At 64.3% G+C, this 17,730-nt stretch carries 17 protein-coding genes and 1 pseudogene; 14 read left to right on the top strand and 4 right to left on the bottom strand.

Annotated features, from left to right (window positions below; all coding sequences use genetic code 11):
* Positions 1-98: 98 nt before the first annotated feature.
* Complete coding sequence (gene phnF, locus P9236_RS06625; protein ID WP_278073801.1) at positions 99-842, bottom strand: phosphonate metabolism transcriptional regulator PhnF; 744 nt, start codon at positions 840-842, stop codon at positions 99-101.
* A gap of 126 nt (positions 843-968) precedes the next feature.
* On the opposite strand from phnF, the gene phnG reads away from it, so the two are divergent.
* The 12 genes and pseudogenes from phnG (at position 969) to phnE (P9236_RS06565) (ending at position 11,673) form a co-directional block, all read left to right on the top strand.
* Positions 969-1,430 carry a phosphonate C-P lyase system protein PhnG gene (gene phnG / locus P9236_RS06620; protein ID WP_278073800.1) on the top strand — a complete coding sequence of 154 codons (462 nt, stop codon included), beginning with the start codon at positions 969-971 and terminating at the stop codon, positions 1,428-1,430.
* Positions 1,430-2,041, top strand: coding sequence for a phosphonate C-P lyase system protein PhnH (gene phnH / locus P9236_RS06615; RefSeq protein WP_278073799.1), 612 nt, complete (start codon positions 1,430-1,432; stop codon positions 2,039-2,041). Before phnG ends, phnH begins: the two co-directional genes overlap by 1 nt.
* A gap of 1 nt (position 2,042) precedes the next feature.
* Complete coding sequence (locus P9236_RS06610; protein WP_278073798.1) at positions 2,043-3,155, top strand: carbon-phosphorus lyase complex subunit PhnI; 1,113 nt, start codon at positions 2,043-2,045, stop codon at positions 3,153-3,155.
* Positions 3,152-3,991, top strand: a pseudogene (locus tag P9236_RS06605) (alpha-D-ribose 1-methylphosphonate 5-phosphate C-P-lyase PhnJ); the annotation flags it as partial. The gene P9236_RS06610 and the pseudogene P9236_RS06605, both read left to right, overlap by 4 nt.
* A 137-nt stretch (positions 3,992-4,128) precedes the next feature.
* Positions 4,129-4,905, top strand: a complete 777-nt coding sequence (gene phnK / locus P9236_RS06600) for a phosphonate C-P lyase system protein PhnK (RefSeq protein WP_278073796.1) — start codon at positions 4,129-4,131, stop codon at positions 4,903-4,905.
* Positions 4,906-5,068: 163 nt separating this feature from the next.
* Positions 5,069-5,773 carry a phosphonate C-P lyase system protein PhnL gene (gene phnL, locus P9236_RS06595; RefSeq protein WP_278073795.1) on the top strand — a complete coding sequence of 235 codons (705 nt, stop codon included), beginning with the start codon at positions 5,069-5,071 and terminating at the stop codon, positions 5,771-5,773.
* On the top strand, positions 5,770-6,387 hold the full coding sequence (locus tag P9236_RS06590; RefSeq protein ID WP_278073794.1) for a DapH/DapD/GlmU-related protein: 618 nt from the start codon (positions 5,770-5,772) through the stop codon (positions 6,385-6,387). Before phnL ends, P9236_RS06590 begins: the two co-directional genes overlap by 4 nt.
* Positions 6,388-6,496: 109 nt before the next feature.
* On the top strand, positions 6,497-7,207 hold the full coding sequence (locus P9236_RS06585) for a DUF1868 domain-containing protein (RefSeq protein ID WP_278073793.1): 711 nt from the start codon (positions 6,497-6,499) through the stop codon (positions 7,205-7,207).
* Positions 7,208-7,390: 183 nt separating this feature from the next.
* Positions 7,391-8,248, top strand: a complete 858-nt coding sequence (gene phnC / locus P9236_RS06580) for a phosphonate ABC transporter ATP-binding protein (RefSeq protein WP_278073792.1) — start codon at positions 7,391-7,393, stop codon at positions 8,246-8,248.
* A 140-nt stretch (positions 8,249-8,388) separates the two neighbouring features.
* A complete protein-coding gene (gene phnD, locus P9236_RS06575) occupies positions 8,389-9,297 on the top strand; it encodes a phosphonate ABC transporter substrate-binding protein (protein ID WP_278073791.1) in 909 nt (302 codons plus the stop codon).
* Between the two features lie 56 nt (positions 9,298-9,353).
* Positions 9,354-10,307, top strand: a complete 954-nt coding sequence (phnE, locus tag P9236_RS06570) for a phosphonate ABC transporter, permease protein PhnE (protein ID WP_278073790.1) — start codon at positions 9,354-9,356, stop codon at positions 10,305-10,307.
* A gap of 1 nt (position 10,308) precedes the next feature.
* Positions 10,309-11,673, top strand: coding sequence for a phosphonate ABC transporter, permease protein PhnE (phnE, locus tag P9236_RS06565; protein WP_278073789.1), 1,365 nt, complete (start codon positions 10,309-10,311; stop codon positions 11,671-11,673).
* 223 nt (positions 11,674-11,896) lie between these two features.
* On the opposite strand, the gene P9236_RS06560 is transcribed toward phnE (P9236_RS06565), so the two are convergent.
* The 3 genes from P9236_RS06560 to P9236_RS06550 all read right to left on the bottom strand — a co-directional run bounded on the left by P9236_RS06560 (position 11,897) and on the right by P9236_RS06550 (position 15,211).
* Entirely contained in the window at positions 11,897-12,748 is an 852-nt protein-coding gene (locus tag P9236_RS06560) for a sugar phosphate isomerase/epimerase (protein ID WP_278073788.1), read from the bottom strand.
* Between the two features lie 63 nt (positions 12,749-12,811).
* Positions 12,812-13,999: a Gfo/Idh/MocA family oxidoreductase gene (locus tag P9236_RS06555; protein WP_278073787.1), complete on the bottom strand. Its 1,188-nt coding sequence runs from the start codon at positions 13,997-13,999 to the stop codon at positions 12,812-12,814.
* A 156-nt stretch (positions 14,000-14,155) separates the two neighbouring features.
* Positions 14,156-15,211 carry a sugar phosphate isomerase/epimerase gene (locus tag P9236_RS06550; protein ID WP_278073786.1) on the bottom strand — a complete coding sequence of 352 codons (1,056 nt, stop codon included), beginning with the start codon at positions 15,209-15,211 and terminating at the stop codon, positions 14,156-14,158.
* A gap of 401 nt (positions 15,212-15,612) precedes the next feature.
* Between P9236_RS06550 and P9236_RS06545 the strand changes: the two genes are divergently transcribed.
* Both P9236_RS06545 and P9236_RS06540 read left to right on the top strand, forming a co-directional pair.
* Positions 15,613-16,500 carry a sugar phosphate isomerase/epimerase gene (locus P9236_RS06545; RefSeq protein WP_278073785.1) on the top strand — a complete coding sequence of 296 codons (888 nt, stop codon included), beginning with the start codon at positions 15,613-15,615 and terminating at the stop codon, positions 16,498-16,500.
* Positions 16,501-16,559: 59 nt separating this feature from the next.
* Complete coding sequence (locus tag P9236_RS06540; protein WP_278073784.1) at positions 16,560-17,729, top strand: mandelate racemase/muconate lactonizing enzyme family protein; 1,170 nt, start codon at positions 16,560-16,562, stop codon at positions 17,727-17,729.
* Position 17,730: the final 1 nt, after the last annotated feature.

Raw genomic sequence — 17,730 nt, 5'->3', positions numbered from 1 at the left:
GAAGGCGCTCCTCAAACGCCAAGCCGCTGACAAGTAGCGACCGGAGTTGGTCTGGTATCAGCGCGAGTCAGATCAATCACGGTCTCGGACAAGGCCAGCTACAACGCCGAAAGCCTCAACTCGACCCGCTCGGCGGGAAATCGCGACTCCGCGAACTGGATAGGCTGGCCATCGACCGTCACATTGATGGCAACCGTGACAAGCACGATGGCGCCCGGCTGCAGGTCGAGATCGGCAAGATCGTCCGCATCGGCGTGGCGCGCCGACAGCACCGTCGAGTGCCTCAGATAATCGTTGATGCCGAAGCGCTTCAGCGAGGCCGTGATCGATCCCGTCTCGGCCATCGCGGCCTCGATGCCGGCGAAGCGCTTGGCATCGAACCAGGTCGTCGCGCGCGACACCGCATGCCCGTCGGCCTCGCCGCGCGTCTCCAGACGGATCACGGCCGCCCCCCTGGCGATGGCGAGCGCTTCGGCGATGCGCCGATTGGCTGGCTCGGTCGATGACGACAAGAGCGCGATGTGCCGCTCGCTCGTCTGCCCTTGCAGACCGGTCGAAAAGCGCGTGCGCGCGCCGATCGGATAGGACAGCCGCTTGCGCGACAAAACGAAGGTGCCGCGCCCCTGCTCGGCCTTGAGCACACCTTCCTGCACCAGCGCGGCAATGGCGCTGCGTACGGTATGGCGGTTGACGCCGTAGCGCTCGGCCAGCGCGACCTCAGGCGGCAGCGCCGCATTCTCGACGAAATCGCCGCTCGCGATCCCCTGCAGGATCCTGTCGGCGATCTGCCGCCACAGCGACACGCCGCTGCGCCTCTCGATGCTGCTCGCCAGCCCGATCATTTCCTGCCCCCGAACATTTTTCCCCTTTTGTCATCCACCCGTCATGGACTCTCGTTACGAGGTGACTATAATTTGTATAGTTGTCTATATCAATATACAAATTATCTCGATGCGAGGAGTGAAGCAATGCGAGGACAGGAAGCGCGCGAGCAGGCCGAGCGAAAAGCCGTTATGGCGACGCTGGCGCACGCAGCGCCCGAAGAGATCGCGCGTCTTTGGAATGGCTCCGGCCTGCCCTTGGAGGCCGAACTGCTGCGCGGTCCGGAAACCGGATTGGTGACGGTGCGTGGCAGGATCGGCGGCGGCGGCGCGCCCTTCAATGTCGGCGAGGCGACCGTCACCCGCGCAACGGTGCGGCTCCCCTCCGGGCAGGTCGGCCATTCCTATGCGCTCGGCCGCGACAAGAGCAAAGCCAGGCTCGCCGCAATCGCCGACGCGCTCTGGCAGGACCCTGTTCATCGCGAGGCTGTCGAAACGAAACTGGTCGCGCCGTTGCGCGCTGCGCTTGTTGCGGCGCGCGAGAAACGGCGGGTCGAGACGGCGGCCACGAAAGTCGATTTCTTCACCATGGTGCGCGGAGAGGACTGATGGATATCGCCACGCAATCGATCGAAGGCGGCTTCGCCGATCCCGTCTTCAACGCTCAAGTCGTATTCCGCGCCATCATGGACGCCATGGCGCGCCCAGGCAGCGTCCAGGCGCTGCCGGCGCTCGCCCAACCACCAGCGCCGCTGTCTAAAACTGCCGGCGCCGTCGCGTTGTCGCTGTGCGACAACGACACGCCGATCTGGATCGATCCGCGACTGCAGGCCGAAGCGTCTGTGAAGGCCTGGCTCGGTTTCCACACCGGCGCGCCCTTGGCCAACACGCCTGCCGACGCGCATTTCGCTTTGGTAGCCAATCCGGCGCAGATGGCGGCGCTCGACGGTTTCTCGCAGGGCACGCAGGAATATCCCGACCGCTCGACGACATTGATCCTGTTGGTCGACGATCTCGCTTCCGGTCCGTCGCTACTGCTCGAAGGCCCCGGCATCGAGAAGACGGCGATAATCGCGCCGACGGGCATGCCGCGCCATTTCGTCGAGCAGTGGAAGCAGAACAACCAGCGTTTCCCGCGCGGCGTCGACATCATCCTGGCGGCGCCCGGCCACCTCGCTTGCCTGCCGCGCACCACCCGCATCCAGACGATGGAGGCATGACATGTATGTCGCGGTGAAAGGCGGCGAAGCCGCAATCGCCAACGCCCACCGCCTGCTTGCCGATCGCCGCCGCGGCGACCGCTCGGTGCCGGCCCTGCGCCTCGATCAGATCGTCGAGCAGCTTGCGCTCGGCGTCGACCGGGTGATGAGCGAAGGCTCGCTCTACGACCGCGAGCTCGCGGCTTTGGCCCTCGTCCAGGCGCGGGGCGACATGATCGAGGCGATCTTCCTGGTGCGCGCCTACCGCACCACGCTGCCGCGCTTCGGCTACGCCAACCCGGTCGACACCGGCGCCATGCAGATCGAGCGGCGCGTGTCGGCCACGTACAAGGACCTGCCCGGCGGCCAGGTGCTCGGTCCGACCTTCGACTATACCCACCGCCTGCTCGATCCGGAGCTTGCCGCCGGCGCGGAAGTCGAGACGCCCGCGCAGCGCTCGGCCGAAGCGGAAGCCATGCCGCGCGTCTCCGCGATCCTAGCCCATGAGGGCCTGATCGAGGCGGATGGCGACATGCCGCTAGACCACATCCCCGGCGACATCACCCGCGAGCCGCTGCAATTCCCGATGGCGCGCGACATCCGCCTGCAGGCGCTGTCGCGCGGCGATGAGGGTTTCCTGCTGGCGCTCGGCTACTCGACGCAGCGCGGCTATGCGCGCAATCACCCCTTTGTCGGCGAGGTGCGCATCGGCGAGGTCGAGCTGGAGCTCGACGTGCCCGAGCTGCCCTTCGCCGTACCGCTGGGCTCGATCCGCGTCACCGAGTGCCAGATGGTCAACCAGTTCAAGGGCTCGGCCAAGGCGCCGCCGCAATTCACCCGCGGCTACGGACTGGTCTTCGGGCAGAGCGAGCGCAAGGCGATGGCGATGGCACTGTGCGACCGGGCGCTGCGCGCGACCGAACTTGGCGAGGACGTCGTGGCCGCCGCGCAGGACGAGGAGTTCGTCATCTCGCATTCCGACAATGTCCAGGCCACCGGCTTCGTCGAGCACCTCAAGCTGCCGCACTATGTCGACTTCCAGGCCGAGCTCGACCTGGTCCGCCGCATGCGCGCCGAATACGAGGCGCGGGAAAATGGGGGCAACGGTGAAGAGAAAAGGGAGGCCGCGGAATGAACGTGCAACCGACAGACATCGCCACCTACAACTTCGCCTATCTCGACGAGCAGACCAAGCGGATGATCCGCCGCGCGATCCTCAAGGGCATTGCCATTCCCGGCTACCAGGTGCCCTTCGCCTCGCGCGAGATGCCGATGCCCTATGGCTGGGGCACCGGCGGCGTGCAGGTCACCGCATCGATCATCGGCCCGGACGATGTGCTCAAGGTCATCGACCAGGGCGCCGACGACACCACCAACGCCGTTTCGATCCGCGCCTTCTTCAAAAAGGTCGCCAAGGTCGCGGTCACCACAGAGACCGCCAAGGCGACGATCATCCAGACCCGCCACCGTATCCCGGAGCAGCCGCTCAACGCGGGCCAGGTGCTGGTCTTCCAGGTGCCGATCCCCGAGCCGCTGCGCTTCCTCGAGCCGCGCGAGACCGAGACGCGCAAGATGCATGCGCTGGAGGAATATGGTCTCATGCATGTAAAGCTCTATGAGGACATCGCCAGGCACGGCCGCATCGCCACCACTTACGCCTATCCGGTCAAGGTCGAGGGCCGCTATGTGATGGACCCGTCGCCGACGCCGAAATTCGACAATCCGAAGATGCATCGTTCGCCGGCCTTGCAGCTCTTCGGCGCCGGCCGCGAGAAGCGCATCTATGCGGTGCCGCCTTTCACCGACGTCGTCAGCCTTGATTTCGAGGACCATCCTTTCGAGGTGCAGACCTTCGACCAGCCCTGCGCGCTCTGCGGCGCCGAGAACGTCTATCTCGACGAGGTCATCCTCGATGACCATGGCGGCCACATGTTCGTCTGCTCGGACACCGATCACTGCGAGAAGCGGCGCAGCGATCCTACCTCCCCCTTGTGGGGAGGTCGCGCCGAAGGCGCGGGTGGGGATCATGATCAATTTTCTTCTTCCTCAACCCCCACCCCGGCGCTGCGCGCCGACCCTCCCCACAAGGGGGAGGGTAAGGAGGCCCAATGAGCGACGAACCTCTGCTGCGCGTCTCGGCGCTCTCCAAATTCTACGGCTCACGCGTCGGCTGCGAGAACGTCACTTTCGATCTGTGGCCGGGCGAGGTGCTGGCGGTGGTCGGCGAGTCCGGCTCCGGCAAGACGACGCTGCTCAACTGCCTATCCACGCGTCTGCTGCCCTCTTCCGGCACGGCGAGCTACCGCATGCGCGACGGTCAGTGGCGCGAGCTCTACCGCATGAGCGAGGCCGAGCGCCGCTTCCTGATGCGCACCGACTGGGGTTTTGTCCATCAGAACCCGGCCGACGGCCTGCGCATGACGGTTTCGGCCGGCGCCAATGTCGGCGAGCGGCTGATGGCGGTCGGCGACCGCCATTACGGCAAGATCCGCGCCACCGCCGTCGACTGGCTGTCGCGCGTCGAGATCGACGAAGACCGCATCGACGACGAACCGCGCGCCTTTTCCGGCGGCATGCGCCAGCGCCTGCAGATCGCCCGCAACCTGGTGACCGGACCGCGGCTGGTGTTCATGGACGAGCCGACGGGCGGGCTCGACGTTTCGGTGCAGGCGCGCCTGCTCGACCTGTTGCGAGGGCTTGTCACCGATCTCGGCCTCGCGGCCATCGTCGTCACGCACGACCTCGCCGTGGCGCGGCTTCTGTCGCAGCGCATGATGGTGATGAAGGACGGCCGTGTCGTCGAAAGCGGCCTCACCGACCGCGTGCTCGACGACCCGCGCGCGCCGTATACGCAGCTGCTCGTGTCTTCGATTTTACAGGTGTGATGATGGAACGCATTTCCTTGGCACCGACCCCCACCCCGCCGCTTCGCAGCGACCTTTCCCACAAGAGGAAGGGTGGAACGCCGGCGCCCTACCTCCCCCTTGTGGGAAGGTCCGGGTGGGGGTACTTCAGCCACCACGCAAACAGCGACAGGAGCACTTTCTGATGCCCACGCCTCTCGTCGTTTCCGATGTCGCCAAAAGCTTCACCATGCATCTGCGCGACGGCGTCACGCTGCCGGTGGTGGCTGGCGTCTCCTTCTCGATCCGCGCCGGCGAATGCGCGGTGCTCGGCGGCCCGTCCGGCGCGGGGAAAAGCTCGATCCTCAAAATGCTCTACGGCAATTACGCCGTCGACGCTGGCCAGATCATCGTCCAGCATGGTGGGCTGATCGACCTCGCCTCCGCCAGCCCGCGCACCGTGCTCTCCGTGCGCCGTCACACCATCGGTTATGTCAGCCAGTTCCTGCGCACCGTGCCGCGTGTTTCGGCGCTCGACGTCGTCGCCGAGCCCCTGGTCGAGCGCGGCGAGGACAGAGAGGCGGCGCGGGAGAAAGCACGCACCTTGCTTGCGCAACTCAATTTGCCGGAAAAGCTCTGGGCGCTGCCGCCGGCGACATTCTCCGGCGGCGAGCAGCAGCGCGTCAACATCGCGCGCGGCTTCATCACCGAGCATCCGATCCTGCTGCTCGACGAGCCGACCGCTTCGCTCGACGCCAGGAACCGCGACGTCGTGGTCGAACTCATCGCCGCCAAGAAGGGGGCTGGCGTTGCTCTGCTCGGCATCTTCCATGACCAGGACGTGCGCGACGCGGTTGCCGACCGCGTCATCGATGTCACCGCCTTCGCCGCCGGAAAGATCGCCGCATGACGAAGAAGCTTTCGGAGGCGCCGCTGGTTCACGAGACGGCTGAGGTCGAGAACTCGAAGCTCGGCCGTTGGACCGAGATCGCCGAGCGCAGCCGCGTCTCGGAAAGCGAGCTCGGCGACTATTCCTACATGATGCAGGATTGCGCCGTCTGGTGCGCGACCATTCGAAAGTTCTCCAACATCGCGGCCGCTGTGCGCATCAACGCCACCAACCACCCGATCTCGCGGCCGACGCTGCACCACTTCACCTATCGCGCCTCGGACTACTGGGACGATGCCGAGCATGAGAGCGAGTTCTTTGCCCAGCGCCGCGCCAAACGGGTCACCATCGGCCACGACACCTGGCTCGGTCACGGCTCGACCATCCTGCCGGGCGTAACCGTCGGCGACGGCGCGGCGGTCGGCGCGGGCGCGGTGGTGTCGAAGGATGTCGCGCCTTACACCATCGTGGCCGGCGTGCCGGCAAAACCGATCCGCGAGCGCTTCGACCGCCGCACCGCCGAACGCTACCAGGCGCTCGCCTGGTGGGATTGGGACCATGCCCGGCTGCGCTCGGCACTCGACGATTTCCGCGAGCTCTCGGCCGAGGCTTTCCTGGAGAAGTATGGCGGCTGACGATGGTGAATGGTCAATAGTGAATGGCTGGGAAGCCTTCCTCACCATTCACCATTCACATCCTTGACACACGACTCGGACAGGAGGCGATTTCCCCACGGAGATCGTCATGCTCGACAAAGTAAAACCCTCGCTCGCCTCCTTCTTCGAAGGCACCAACCCGACGCCGCCGGTGCATCTCGGCACGCGCTACGACACATCGGGCAACTTCCTCCTTGAGCCTGGCAACACGGTCGTCAGCCACCTTGTCACGGGCTCGCCATCGGAAGCCGCGATCATCGAGGTGCGCGAGCGCATCCGCGCCATGCCCGACGCCGACCGCCTCGCCTTCACGCCGATCTCCAGCCTGCACATGACCTTGTTCCAAGGCATCATCGAGTACCGGCGCCGCCTTCCCTTCTGGCCGGCCGACATGCCGCTCGATGCCAGCATCGACGAGATGACCCGCCTCTACCTTGAGCGGCTGCAGGGCTTCGAGGGCAACGGTGCATTCAGGATCAAGACCATCGGCGTCACGCCAAACGGCCTGACCGTCGCCGGTGCCACGGAAGAGGACCACGCTGTCCTCAAGGCATGGCGCGACGCGCTCTCGATCCCGTTCGGCTACCGCCATCCGGACCACGAAACTTATGTCTTCCACATCACATTCGCCTATCAGATCCGCCGGCTTGCCGACGAACGAGTGTCCGCCTGGCAGGACCTGTTCGACGAGTGCCTGGCGTTCCTCGATCGCGAGGCTCCGGTGATCGAATTGCGCCCGCCTGCCTTCTGCAGCTTCAAGGACATGAAGCATTTCGAGGAATTGCTCGTCCTTGGCTGACGGTCGATGCAGGTCGCCCAAAGGTGCAAAGCGGTTTTGGGACAACGACATGCATCAAACCGACAACATGATCTGGCCTGTGAGTCGTAACAAAACTGACATCAATCCGACACCCCAGCTTCATGGGGCTGCGCTAGCGAAGGTTAACGGACCTTCGAAACCGCGACGTACCGGAGTTTTGCCATGTCAGCATCATCGGCCACGCTGGAAATCCGCGGCGTAACCCGACGATTTGGCAAGAACACCGCTGTCAGCGACATCAACGTCTCGATCCCGCAGGGCCAGATGGTCGGCATCATTGGCCGTTCCGGCGCCGGCAAGTCGACGCTTCTGCGCATGATCAACCGTCTCATCGATCCTAGCCAGGGATCGATTTTTTTTGACGGCGCCGAGGTTTCCAGCCTGCAGGGGTCGCCGCTGCGCCGCTGGCAGCGCGACTGCGCCATGATCTTCCAGCAGTTCAACCTCGTGCCGCGCCTGGACGTGCTGACCAACGTGCTGCTCGGCCGCCTCAACCACCGCTCTACGCTTTCCAACCTGCTTGGGATGTTCTCGCGCACCGAATGCGCCGAGGCGGTGGCCGCGCTCGAGCGCCTCGATATCGCCCGCACCGCGTTGCAGCCGGCCGGCACTCTGTCCGGCGGCCAGCAGCAGCGCGTGGCGATCGCGCGCGCCATGATGCAGCAGCCGAAGGTGCTTCTGGCCGACGAGCCGATCGCCTCGCTCGACCCGCTCAACGCCAAGGTGGTGATGGACTCGCTGCGCGACATCAATTTGCGCGAAGGCATCACCGTCGTCACCAACCTGCACACGCTGGACACCGCCCGCGCCTACTGCAACCGCATCATCGGCATGGCCGCCGGCAAAGTCGTATTCGACGGCGCGCCCGAGGATCTCGATCGCGATGCCGTGCGCACCGTCTATGGCGCCGACGCCAACGGGGTCGAGATCACCGAGGCCATCACGTCGACCAGCGTCAACATCAAGCCGAAGATCACCGCATCCGCCGGACCGCTCGAACCGGCCTTCCCCGGCTACTGAGTCCATCGCCCGGATCGTAGCCGCTCCGGGCAAATCGTGGATTTCGGCAAGAGCAACCCGGATCGCCCGCCCGCGTCAAAGGCTGAACTCAAAAATTCGAACGCTGCCGGCGCGAAGCCGGCAAAACAGGAGAGAGATCAATGTTCAGGAAAATGGTTTTTGGCGCCGTATCGTTGCTGGCCATGGCGGCAAGCGCCGCCCACGCCGCTGACATCAAGGAGTTCCGCGTCGGCATCCTCGGCGGCGAGAACGAGACCGATCGTCTGCGCAACTACCAGTGCCTTGCCGACCACCTGAAGGCCGAATTCGGCTTCGAGAAGGTGTCGCTGTTCCCGGCCGCCGACTATGACGGCGTCATCCAGGGCCTGCTCGGCGGCACGCTCGACTTCGCCGAGCTCGGCGCGTCCGGCTACGCCAGCGTCTACCTCAAGGACCCGAACGCCGTCACCCCGATCCTCACCACCAAGCAGACCGACGGCTCGACCGGTTACTATTCAATCGGCCTGGCACTGAAGACTTCCGGCATCACCGATATCAAGTCGGCCAAGGGAAAGAAGCTCGGCTATGCCGACCCGGATTCGACCTCGGGCTACCTGATCCCGCTGACCCAGATTCCGAAGGACACCGGCGCTTCCAACGAGAGCTACTTCGCCTCGACCCAGTTCAACGGCGGTCATGAGAACAACGTGCTTGCCGTCCGCGACGGCAAGGTCGACGTGGCGGTGGACGATTCCTCCGGCATCGGCGACTTCAAGAACGGCTACACCTCCGGCACCTTCCACAAGGAAGTCGCCAAGGGCGCCGTCGACCCGAACGACTTCGTCGAAGTGTGGCGCTCGGGCCTGATCCCGAACGGCCCGCTGGTCGTCCGCACCGCGCTCGGCGCCGACATGACCGCCAAGCTCACCGACTTCTTCACCCAGCTGCCGACCAAGGACAAGCCCTGCTTCGAAGGTGTCGAGGGCGGCGATTTCACCGGCTACGTTCCCGTGAAGCCGGACTTCTACAAGGTCATCGTCGAGGCCCGCAAAGCCGCGATCGGCGGCTGACGACATCAGGAAAGGGGCGGCGTCTTAAAACGCCGCCCTTTTTGCATTCACCGATCATGACAACAGCGACAATTCATTCCGAAGCGACGCGGCAGCAGGCCGACGCCTGGCGGCGCCAGACGTCGCTGCGCCGCTTCTACACCGCGCTCGGCGTCGGCCTGCTGCTGGTCGCCATGGTCGCGACCATGTGGTTCGCTGACGAAGCCAATGCGGGCCATTTCTTCGAGCGGCTGCCGCATATCCTCGACTTCCTGAGCTGGCTTATCCCGAAGGACTGGAACGACGTCTGGCGAGCGCTGTTCGACATCGCCTCGCCGCACGACAAAGGCACGCAGGAGTTCAACTTTCCGCTCGGCCGCGTCTATATCTGGGGCGGCTTCTACATCCCCGAATATTTCGAGCTGATGCTGACCACCGTCAACGTCGCGCTGGTCTCGACCTTCATCGGCTTCGTCTTTGCCGTGCCATTCTCCTTCATCGCCGCGCGCAACCTGACGCCGAGCCAGATCCTGCGGCTCATCGTCAAGCGTTTCATGGAACTGCTACGCGCCTTCCCGGAGATCGTCATCGCCGGCCTGTTCGCGGCCATCGTCTCGATCGGCCCGGTAGCAGCCATCATCGCCATCGGCCTGCATTCGATCGGCGCGCTGGGCAAGCTGTTCTACGAGATCAACGAGAACATCGACATGCGGCCCGAGGAAGGCCTGCGCGCGGTCGGCGCCAACTGGATCGAGCGGGTGCGCTTCGCCGACCTGCCGCAGGTGCTGCCCAACTTCATGTCCTACACGCTGCTCAGGATCGAGATCAACGTGCGCATCTCGACCATCATGGGAGCCGTGGGCGGCGGCGGCATCGGCGAGGAGCTGAAGCTTGCCATCTCGCGCGGATTCGGCGCCAAGACCCTGGCGCTGGTGCTGCTTCTCTTCGTTACCATCTTCTTGGTCGACCAGTTCTCCGCCTGGCTGCGCCGCAAGCTGGTTGGTGAACAAGCCTTCTTGATGAATGCCTGAAATGGCCATGACAGTCGATGAAATCAAAGCCATTGAGGATCGCCACCCGCAGGTATTCCAACGGCCGGCCTACAAGCGCTTCTGGCCGCTATTTCTGATCGTCGGCACCCTGCTTTATCTCGCCTACGCCTTGTGGTTCTTCAGCCTGCCACAGGTGCTGAGGGAATCGCACTGGGAGCGCCTGCCGCTCTTCCTGTCGCAATGGATCAGCTACGACCTGCAGCCGGAATTCCGGCTCGACCAGCCTGAGATCACGCCGAAATATCCGCGCTTCTCCGCGCTCGGCGAACATCCCGATCCGGATTGGGTGATCAAGAATCCCGACGGCACCTACACCGTGCAGATCGACGGTGAGGCCAGATCCGTCACCTTCGACAAGACCAAGGCGACGATCGTCGCCAACGGCCAGACCGTGCCGATATCGCTGACCGGCGGCAAGCCGGTGGTTACCGGTCCGGTGCCGGACTGGGTCATCGTGCATGACGACGAGGTCGTCGCCAGGATGGGCTTTGTCGGCGAGGTGCGCGTCACCGTCGACCGCGTCAAGGTGCGCAAGCGCTTCCTCGGCTGGGCGAATTTCGTCTTCGACACACGCTCGCCCTTCTTCGGCAAATCGGCGGGCGAGGTGTTCTCGCTGATCCTCTCCGGTCCTGAGCTCCAGCCGGGCACATCGAACCTCGCTTTAGCCGCCGACAACATCTGGAACAACGCCCAGTGGCAGCATGGCGATGTCTGGACGAAGCTGCTGCAGACCATCGTCATGGCGTTCCTCGGCACGCTGCTCGGTGGCATCGTCGCCTTCCCGCTCGCCTTCTTCGCCGCCCGCAACATTACGCCGAGCGGCCTGCTCAGCCAGGTGCTGAAGCGCTTCTTCGACTTCATGCGTTCGGTCGACATGCTGATCTGGGCGCTGTTCTTCACCCGCGCCTTCGGCCCCGGCCCGCTGGCGGGAAGCGCCGCTATCTTCTTCACCGAGATCGGCACGCTCGGCAAAACCTATTCGGAGGCGCTGGAAAACATCGACGACAAGCCGCGCGAAGGCGTGCTCTCGACCGGCGCCAACGGCATCCTGGTGCAGCGCTACGGCGTGCTGCCGGAAGTGGTGCCGATCTTCATCAGCCAGACACTCTACCAGTGGGAATCGAACACCCGCGGCGCGACCATCATCGGCGCCGTTGGCGCCGGCGGCATCGGCCTGAAGCTGTGGGAAGCCATGCGCACCAACTCGAATTGGGCGAACGTCTTCTATATGGTGCTCTTGACGCTGCTCGTCGTCTTTATCTTCGACAACATCTCGAACTTCCTGCGCCGCAGGCTCAGCCGCACGCTGCATGATTACAATAGGTTGCAGGCTGCGCCGGGGTAGTTCGCGCCTTCGTCATCCTCTGGCGAAGCAAGGAGCGAAGCGACGCGGCGCAGACCCGAGGATCCATTCCGTGACATTGGCCATGGAATGCAGCGGTTCAAAAAGTGGCGCTTACTCGGCGTCCCGATCTGCACCGTTGCGAAGCGTCGACGTCACGGAATGGATCCTCGGGGCTCCGCGTCCGCTTCGCTCCCGCTCCGCCCGTGGATGACGAAGGGAAGGCTTACGCCGCCTTCCTCCACCCATCCTTGATATGCCTGTACCCTTCGCGATAGACCGCCTCGGGGCTCTCGGCGAAATCGCGCCACACCTTAGTCGCCGCCGCCAGATCCTTCAGCGAACGCCCGAAGGATTCGATGGTCAGCCAGTCGTCATAGCCGCTCTTGCGGATGGCGGCGAAGGTTTCCTTCCAGGGGATGTTGCCGCGCCCCGGCACGCCGCGGTCGTTCTCCGAAATATGGATGTGGACGATGTTCTTGCGGTTGCGCGCATAGGCGCCGATCGGGTCGGCTTCCTCGATATTGGCGTGGAAAGTGTCGTACATCGCCTTGATGTGCGGGCGGTCGATCGCATCGATGTGTTCCGACAGATCGTCCATCGTGTTGAGCAGATAGCATTCGAAGCGGTTGAGAGCCTCGAGCCCGATGGTGATGCCTTTCTTGCCGGCATGGTCGCCGATGGCGCGCTGCGAGGCGATCGAACGCTTCTTCTCCGCCGCCGTCGGCCCGCTGCCGGAAAAAGCGCCGAGCGTCGAATGCAGCGGCCCGCTCAATCGGTCCGCGCCGAGCGCCGCGCTGCAGTCGATCGCCCATTTCATGTAGTCGATACCGGCCCTGCGCGTCGCAGCGTCCGACGAGATCAGGTTCATCGCCGGATCGCCCATGGCGGAGACCGCGGTGCGCTCCAGGCCGATGCGGTCGAGCATCTCACCGAGCCTTTTGTAGTCGTCGGGTTCACCCGCAAAGACCGGGACCTCGACGCCGTCGAAGCCTGTCGCCTTGATGTCCTTCAGCAGCGCCTCGTGCTTCTTCGAGACGCTGGTCGTCCACAAGAACATGCACATGCCGATTTTCATCGACACCCTCCCCCTTCAACGCCCGGCTGTCCCTTCCCGCCGGCTCTGCCACATGCTCCCTGGCTACAGTTTCGTCCACGCCCCATTCTTCTTCGACGACTTCACGCAGGCCTCGATGAAGGCCATGCCTTCAACGCCGTCCGCGATCGTCGGGAAGATCACATCCTTAGCCAGCTTGCCGCCCTTCTTGCGCGCCGCGCGAATGGCGCGGGCCGCCTCCTGGTAGATGTTGGCGAAACCTTCGAGATAGCCCTCTGGATGGCCTGATGGAACACGAGTCACGCGCGCTGCCACCGGCATCGCGCCGGCGCCGGCGCGGGTCAGCAACTGCTTCGGCTGGCCGAACGGCGTGTACCAGAGATAGTTCGGATCGGCCTGCACCCATTCAAGTCCGCCCTTCGAACCGTAGATGCGCAGCTTCAGTCCGTTCTCGTGGCCAGGCGCCACCTGGCTCGCCCAGATCATGCCCTTGGCCGGATGCTTGTTGCCGACCGGCTTGAAGCGCAGCAGCACATTGACGTTGTCGTCGAGCTGGCGGCCCGGCACGAAGGCGTCGAGGTCGGCCGAGAGCGCATCGAGCTCCAGCCCCGAGACGAAGCGCGCTAGGTTGTAGGCATGCGTGCCGATGTCGCCGAGCGCGCCGCCGGCGCCGGCCTGCTTCGGGTCCGAGCGCCAAGAGGCCTGCTTCTGGCCGGTGGCGGCGAGGTCTTCCGTCAGCCAGTCCTGCGGATATTCCGACTGCACGATGCGGATGTCGCCAAGCATGCCCTTGGCCACCATCTCGCGCGCCTGGCGCACCATCGGATAGGCGGTGTAGTTGTGGGTGAGCACGAACACCTTGCCGGTCTTTTCGACCAGCGCCGCGAGCTTCTTCGCCTCGGCCAGCGACGTCGCCAGCGGCTTGTCGCAGATGACGTGGATGCCGGCCTCTAGGAAGGCTTCCGCCGCAGGCACATGCACGTTGTTGGGCGTCACGATCGCCACTGCCTCGATGCCGTCCGGGCGCTTGGCTTCGGCCTTGGCCATCTCGGCAAAGGAACCGTAGCTGCGCGCCGGATCGAGCCCGAGTTCTTCGGCCGAAGCCTTTGCCCGTTCCGGATTCGACGACAGCGCGCCGGCCACCAGCACGAAATCATTGTCCATGCGCGCCGCGATCCGGTGCACCGCGCCGATGAAGGCGCCCTGCCCGCCGCCCACCATGCCGTAGCGGATCGGGCCGCCTCCCGTTTCCGACTTCGATGCGCCGACCATTTTTTGTCTCCCTCGTTGTCTCGGATATGCCTCCCCTCGGGGAGGGTGGCCCGAAGGGCCGGTGGGGTCGGTTCATGCCGAGCCCCACGCCCGGCGACCCCACCCCGACCCGCTTTGCGGATCGACCCTCCCCTCAAAAGGGGAGGGAAAGTAGCGCTAGATTCCCATCATCGCCCGCAGCAGCTTCTTGTCGCTCGTGCCGCCGGCGAAATCGTCGAATGCCCTCTCGGTCACCCGGATGATATGGTGCTGGATGAAGGGGGCGCCTTCGGCGGCGCCGTCCTCGGGATGCTTGAGACAGCATTCCCATTCCAGCACCGCCCAGGAATCGTAGTTGTACTGGGTGAGCTTGGAAAAGATGCCGCTGAAATCCACCTGCCCGTCGCCGAGCGAACGGAAGCGTCCGGCGCGATTCACCCAGCCCTGATAGCCGGAATAGACGCCCTGCCGTCCCGTCGGGTTGAACTCGGCGTCCTTGACATGGAAGGCCTTGATCCGCTCGTGATAGATGTCGATGAATTCGAGATAGTCGAGTTGCTGCAACAGGAAGTGCGACGGATCGTAATTGATGTTGCAGCGCTTGTGGCCGCCGACCGCGTCGAGAAACATCTCGAAGGTCGCGCCGTCGAAAACGTCCTCGCCCGGATGGATCTCGTAGCCGACGTCGACGCCGTTCTCGTCATAGACGTCGAGGATCGGCTTCCAGCGCTTGCCGAGCTCGGCGAAGGCCTCCTCGATCAGCCCCGGCGGGCGCTGCGGCCACGGATAGAGGTAGGGGAAAGCGAGCGCGCCGCTGAAGGATACCGAGGCCTTGAGGCCGAGATTCTTCGATGCCTTGGCGCCGAATTCCATCTGCTCGACCGCCCATTTCTGCCGGGCCTTCGGATTGTTGTGCACCTCGGGCGGCGCGAAACCGTCGAACTGCGCGTCATAGGCCGGATGCACCGCGACGAGCTGACCCTGAAGGTGCGTCGACAGCTCGGTGATCTCGACGCCGGCGTCGGCGCATATGCCTTTTACCTCGTCGCAATAGGCCTTCGACGATGCCGCTTTCTTGAGGTCGAACAGGCGCCCGTCCCAGGTCGGGATCTGCACGCCCTTGTAGCCCAGGCCGGCTGCCCATTTGGCGATCGAGGCCAGCGAATTGAACGGCGCCGCGTCGCCCGCGAACTGCGCCAGAAACAGGCCGGGACCCTTCATTGTCGTCGGCATCGGCATCCTCCCTCTCTCGGTTTCGCGACCAAGCATAGCGCCGATTGGAATGAGGGCCAGCCTGTTTGGTCGTTTGGTGTCGGCGCCAAAACATGGCGTCATTCTGGTATTACCAAATCTAGCCATCCGGTCAAGCCACAGCAAATGGCGGAAAGGCAGTGCCCACAACCGTAAGAGGAAGATTTAACCCATTAAAATCAACACATTGTATAGAGAGCCGGGCGTCACGTGCGGTCTCCTTGCCGTTCATGTGAATTTGCTGTAGAGGTCTTGTCAGGCCCAATTGGTCGAACCAGTTTCAAGAAAAATCGCTGGAACGCCTTGGGGAGGAATCGTGCGGCGCCCTCTTTTTTGGAGGCGTCGGGGCAAAAGTGACAGGCGAATTCTGGGAAGGATAGACCATGCATCTTTCGACGCACAACTGGATGCGGGCGGAGCCGCTGGAGGTGACGCTCAAGCGCATCAAGAAGTTCGGCTATGAGTCGATCGAGATTTCCGGTGAGCCCGAGCAGTACCGGATCAAGGAAACGCGCGCGCTGCTGAAGGAGCACGGCATCCGCTGCTGGGGCGCGGTGACACTGATGCTGGGCGAACGCAACCTTGCCGCCAAGAACCAAGGCCAGCGCGAGCGCTCGGTGCAATACGTCAAGGACGTGCTGACCATGGTGAGCGAGCTCGACGGCGAGATCATCACGCTGGTTCCCGCGACCGTTGGCAAGGTGGTGCCGGACGGCACCGAGGCGGAAGAATGGGGCTGGGTGGTGGACGCCACGCGCGAGTGTTTCGCCCATGCCAAGAAGGTCGGCGTCAAGATCGCCGTGGAGCCGCTCAACCGCTTCGAGACCTATCTCTTCAACCGCGGCGCCCAGGCGCTGGCGCTCGCCGACGCGGTGAGCCCGGAATGCGGCGTCTGCCTCGACGCCTATCACATCCACATGGAGGAATTTAACGTCTATGACGCCATCCGGCAGGTCGGAAAACGCCTCTACGACTTCCATGTCGCCGACAACAACCGCTTCGCCGCCGGTCTCGGCCAGATCGATTGGCCGAAGATCGTCGGCACGTTGAAGGAGATCGGCTATGACGGCGCGCTGACCAATGAGTTCGTCGCGCCCGTCGACCGCACGCCGGCCGCTCCCTACCCGGAGATGGTGGAGCGCAACCCGGTCGACATCTCGCCCGAGCAGCTCAAATTCATCCAGGACCACGGCTCCAGTGTGCTCACCGAGAAATTCTACACCGACCAGATGCGCATCACCGCCGAAACGCTGCTGCCGCTGATCAAGTAGAGGATCCGATCGAAGCTTAGCCCTTCCGCCCTCGCCGGGCGGCGGGGCCGGGGATGAAGATGCGTATCAGAAACGTCCAAGCCTGGTGGGTTCGCATACCGATCGAAGCGGAGCGGCAGCACCGCAGCGACTTCGGTCAGGTGACGACGTTCGACGCCGCCATCCTGCGCATCGAGACCGAGGACGGCCTGATCGGCTGGGGCGAAGGCAAGAACGCCGCCGGCAGCGCCGGCAGCTATGGCGCGCTGGTCCACATGCTGAACCACGAGATTGCGCCGCAGCTTATCGGCCGCGACCCGGCCGACATCGGCATCATCTGGGAGATGCTCTACAATGGCGTGCGCCATCAAACGGCGGCCCATGGCGGCCACGCCATGCCTCAGCTGGCGCGGCGCGGCATGAGCGTGGCAGCGATCAGCGCCGTCGACATCGCGCTCTGGGACATCCTCGGCAAATCGTTGGAGCAGCCGGTCTGGCGGCTGCTCGGCGGCCGCAAGGTCGAGCGCATGCAAGCCTATGCGTCGGGCGGCTGGGCCGGGGCCGACGCGATCGGCGAGCAGCTCAAATCCTACATCGCCAAAGGCGGCTTCAAGGCGCTGAAGATGCGCGTCGGCGCCATGGACGGCGCGCCGCATATTTCGGCCGCGCGCGTGCGTGCCGCGCGGCAAGCGATCGGCCCGGACGTCGAGTTGATGGTCGACGCGCACGGCACTTACACGGTCGCCGAGGCGAAGCGCTTCATCAGTCTCACCGCCGATCTCGATCTCGCCTGGTTCGAGGAGCCGGTGATCGCCGACGACAAGCCCGGCATGGCCGAGGTGCGCGCCTCGGGCTCGGTCCCCGTCGCCACCGGCGAAAGCGAGGCGACGCGCTATGCCTTCCGCGATCTCGCGGTGCTGAAATCGGCCGATATCTTCCAGCCGGACCCCGCCTTCTGCGGCGGCATCAGCGAGGCGATGAAGATCGGCACCATCGCCAGCGCTTTCAACCTCCGTTTTGCGCCGCATCTTTGGGCCGGCGCACCCTGCTTCTTTGCCGGGCTGCATGTCTGCGCGGCCTCGCCCGCGAGCTTCATCGTCGAATATTCGCTGGGCGCCAATCCGATGATCCACGATCTGGTCAAGGAGACTGTCGAAGCAAAGGACGGTATGATAGCGATTCCTGAAAAGCCCGGATTGGGATTCACCATTTCGGAGCGATTCCTGGAGGCGCACGCGCAACGCATCTGAC

This window comes from Mesorhizobium sp. WSM4884, assembly GCF_029625675.1.
Taxonomy (GTDB): Bacteria; Pseudomonadota; Alphaproteobacteria; order Rhizobiales; family Rhizobiaceae; genus Mesorhizobium.
The sequence above is the reverse complement of the archived record's forward strand: the minus strand, read 5'-3'. Positions and strand labels throughout refer to the sequence as shown.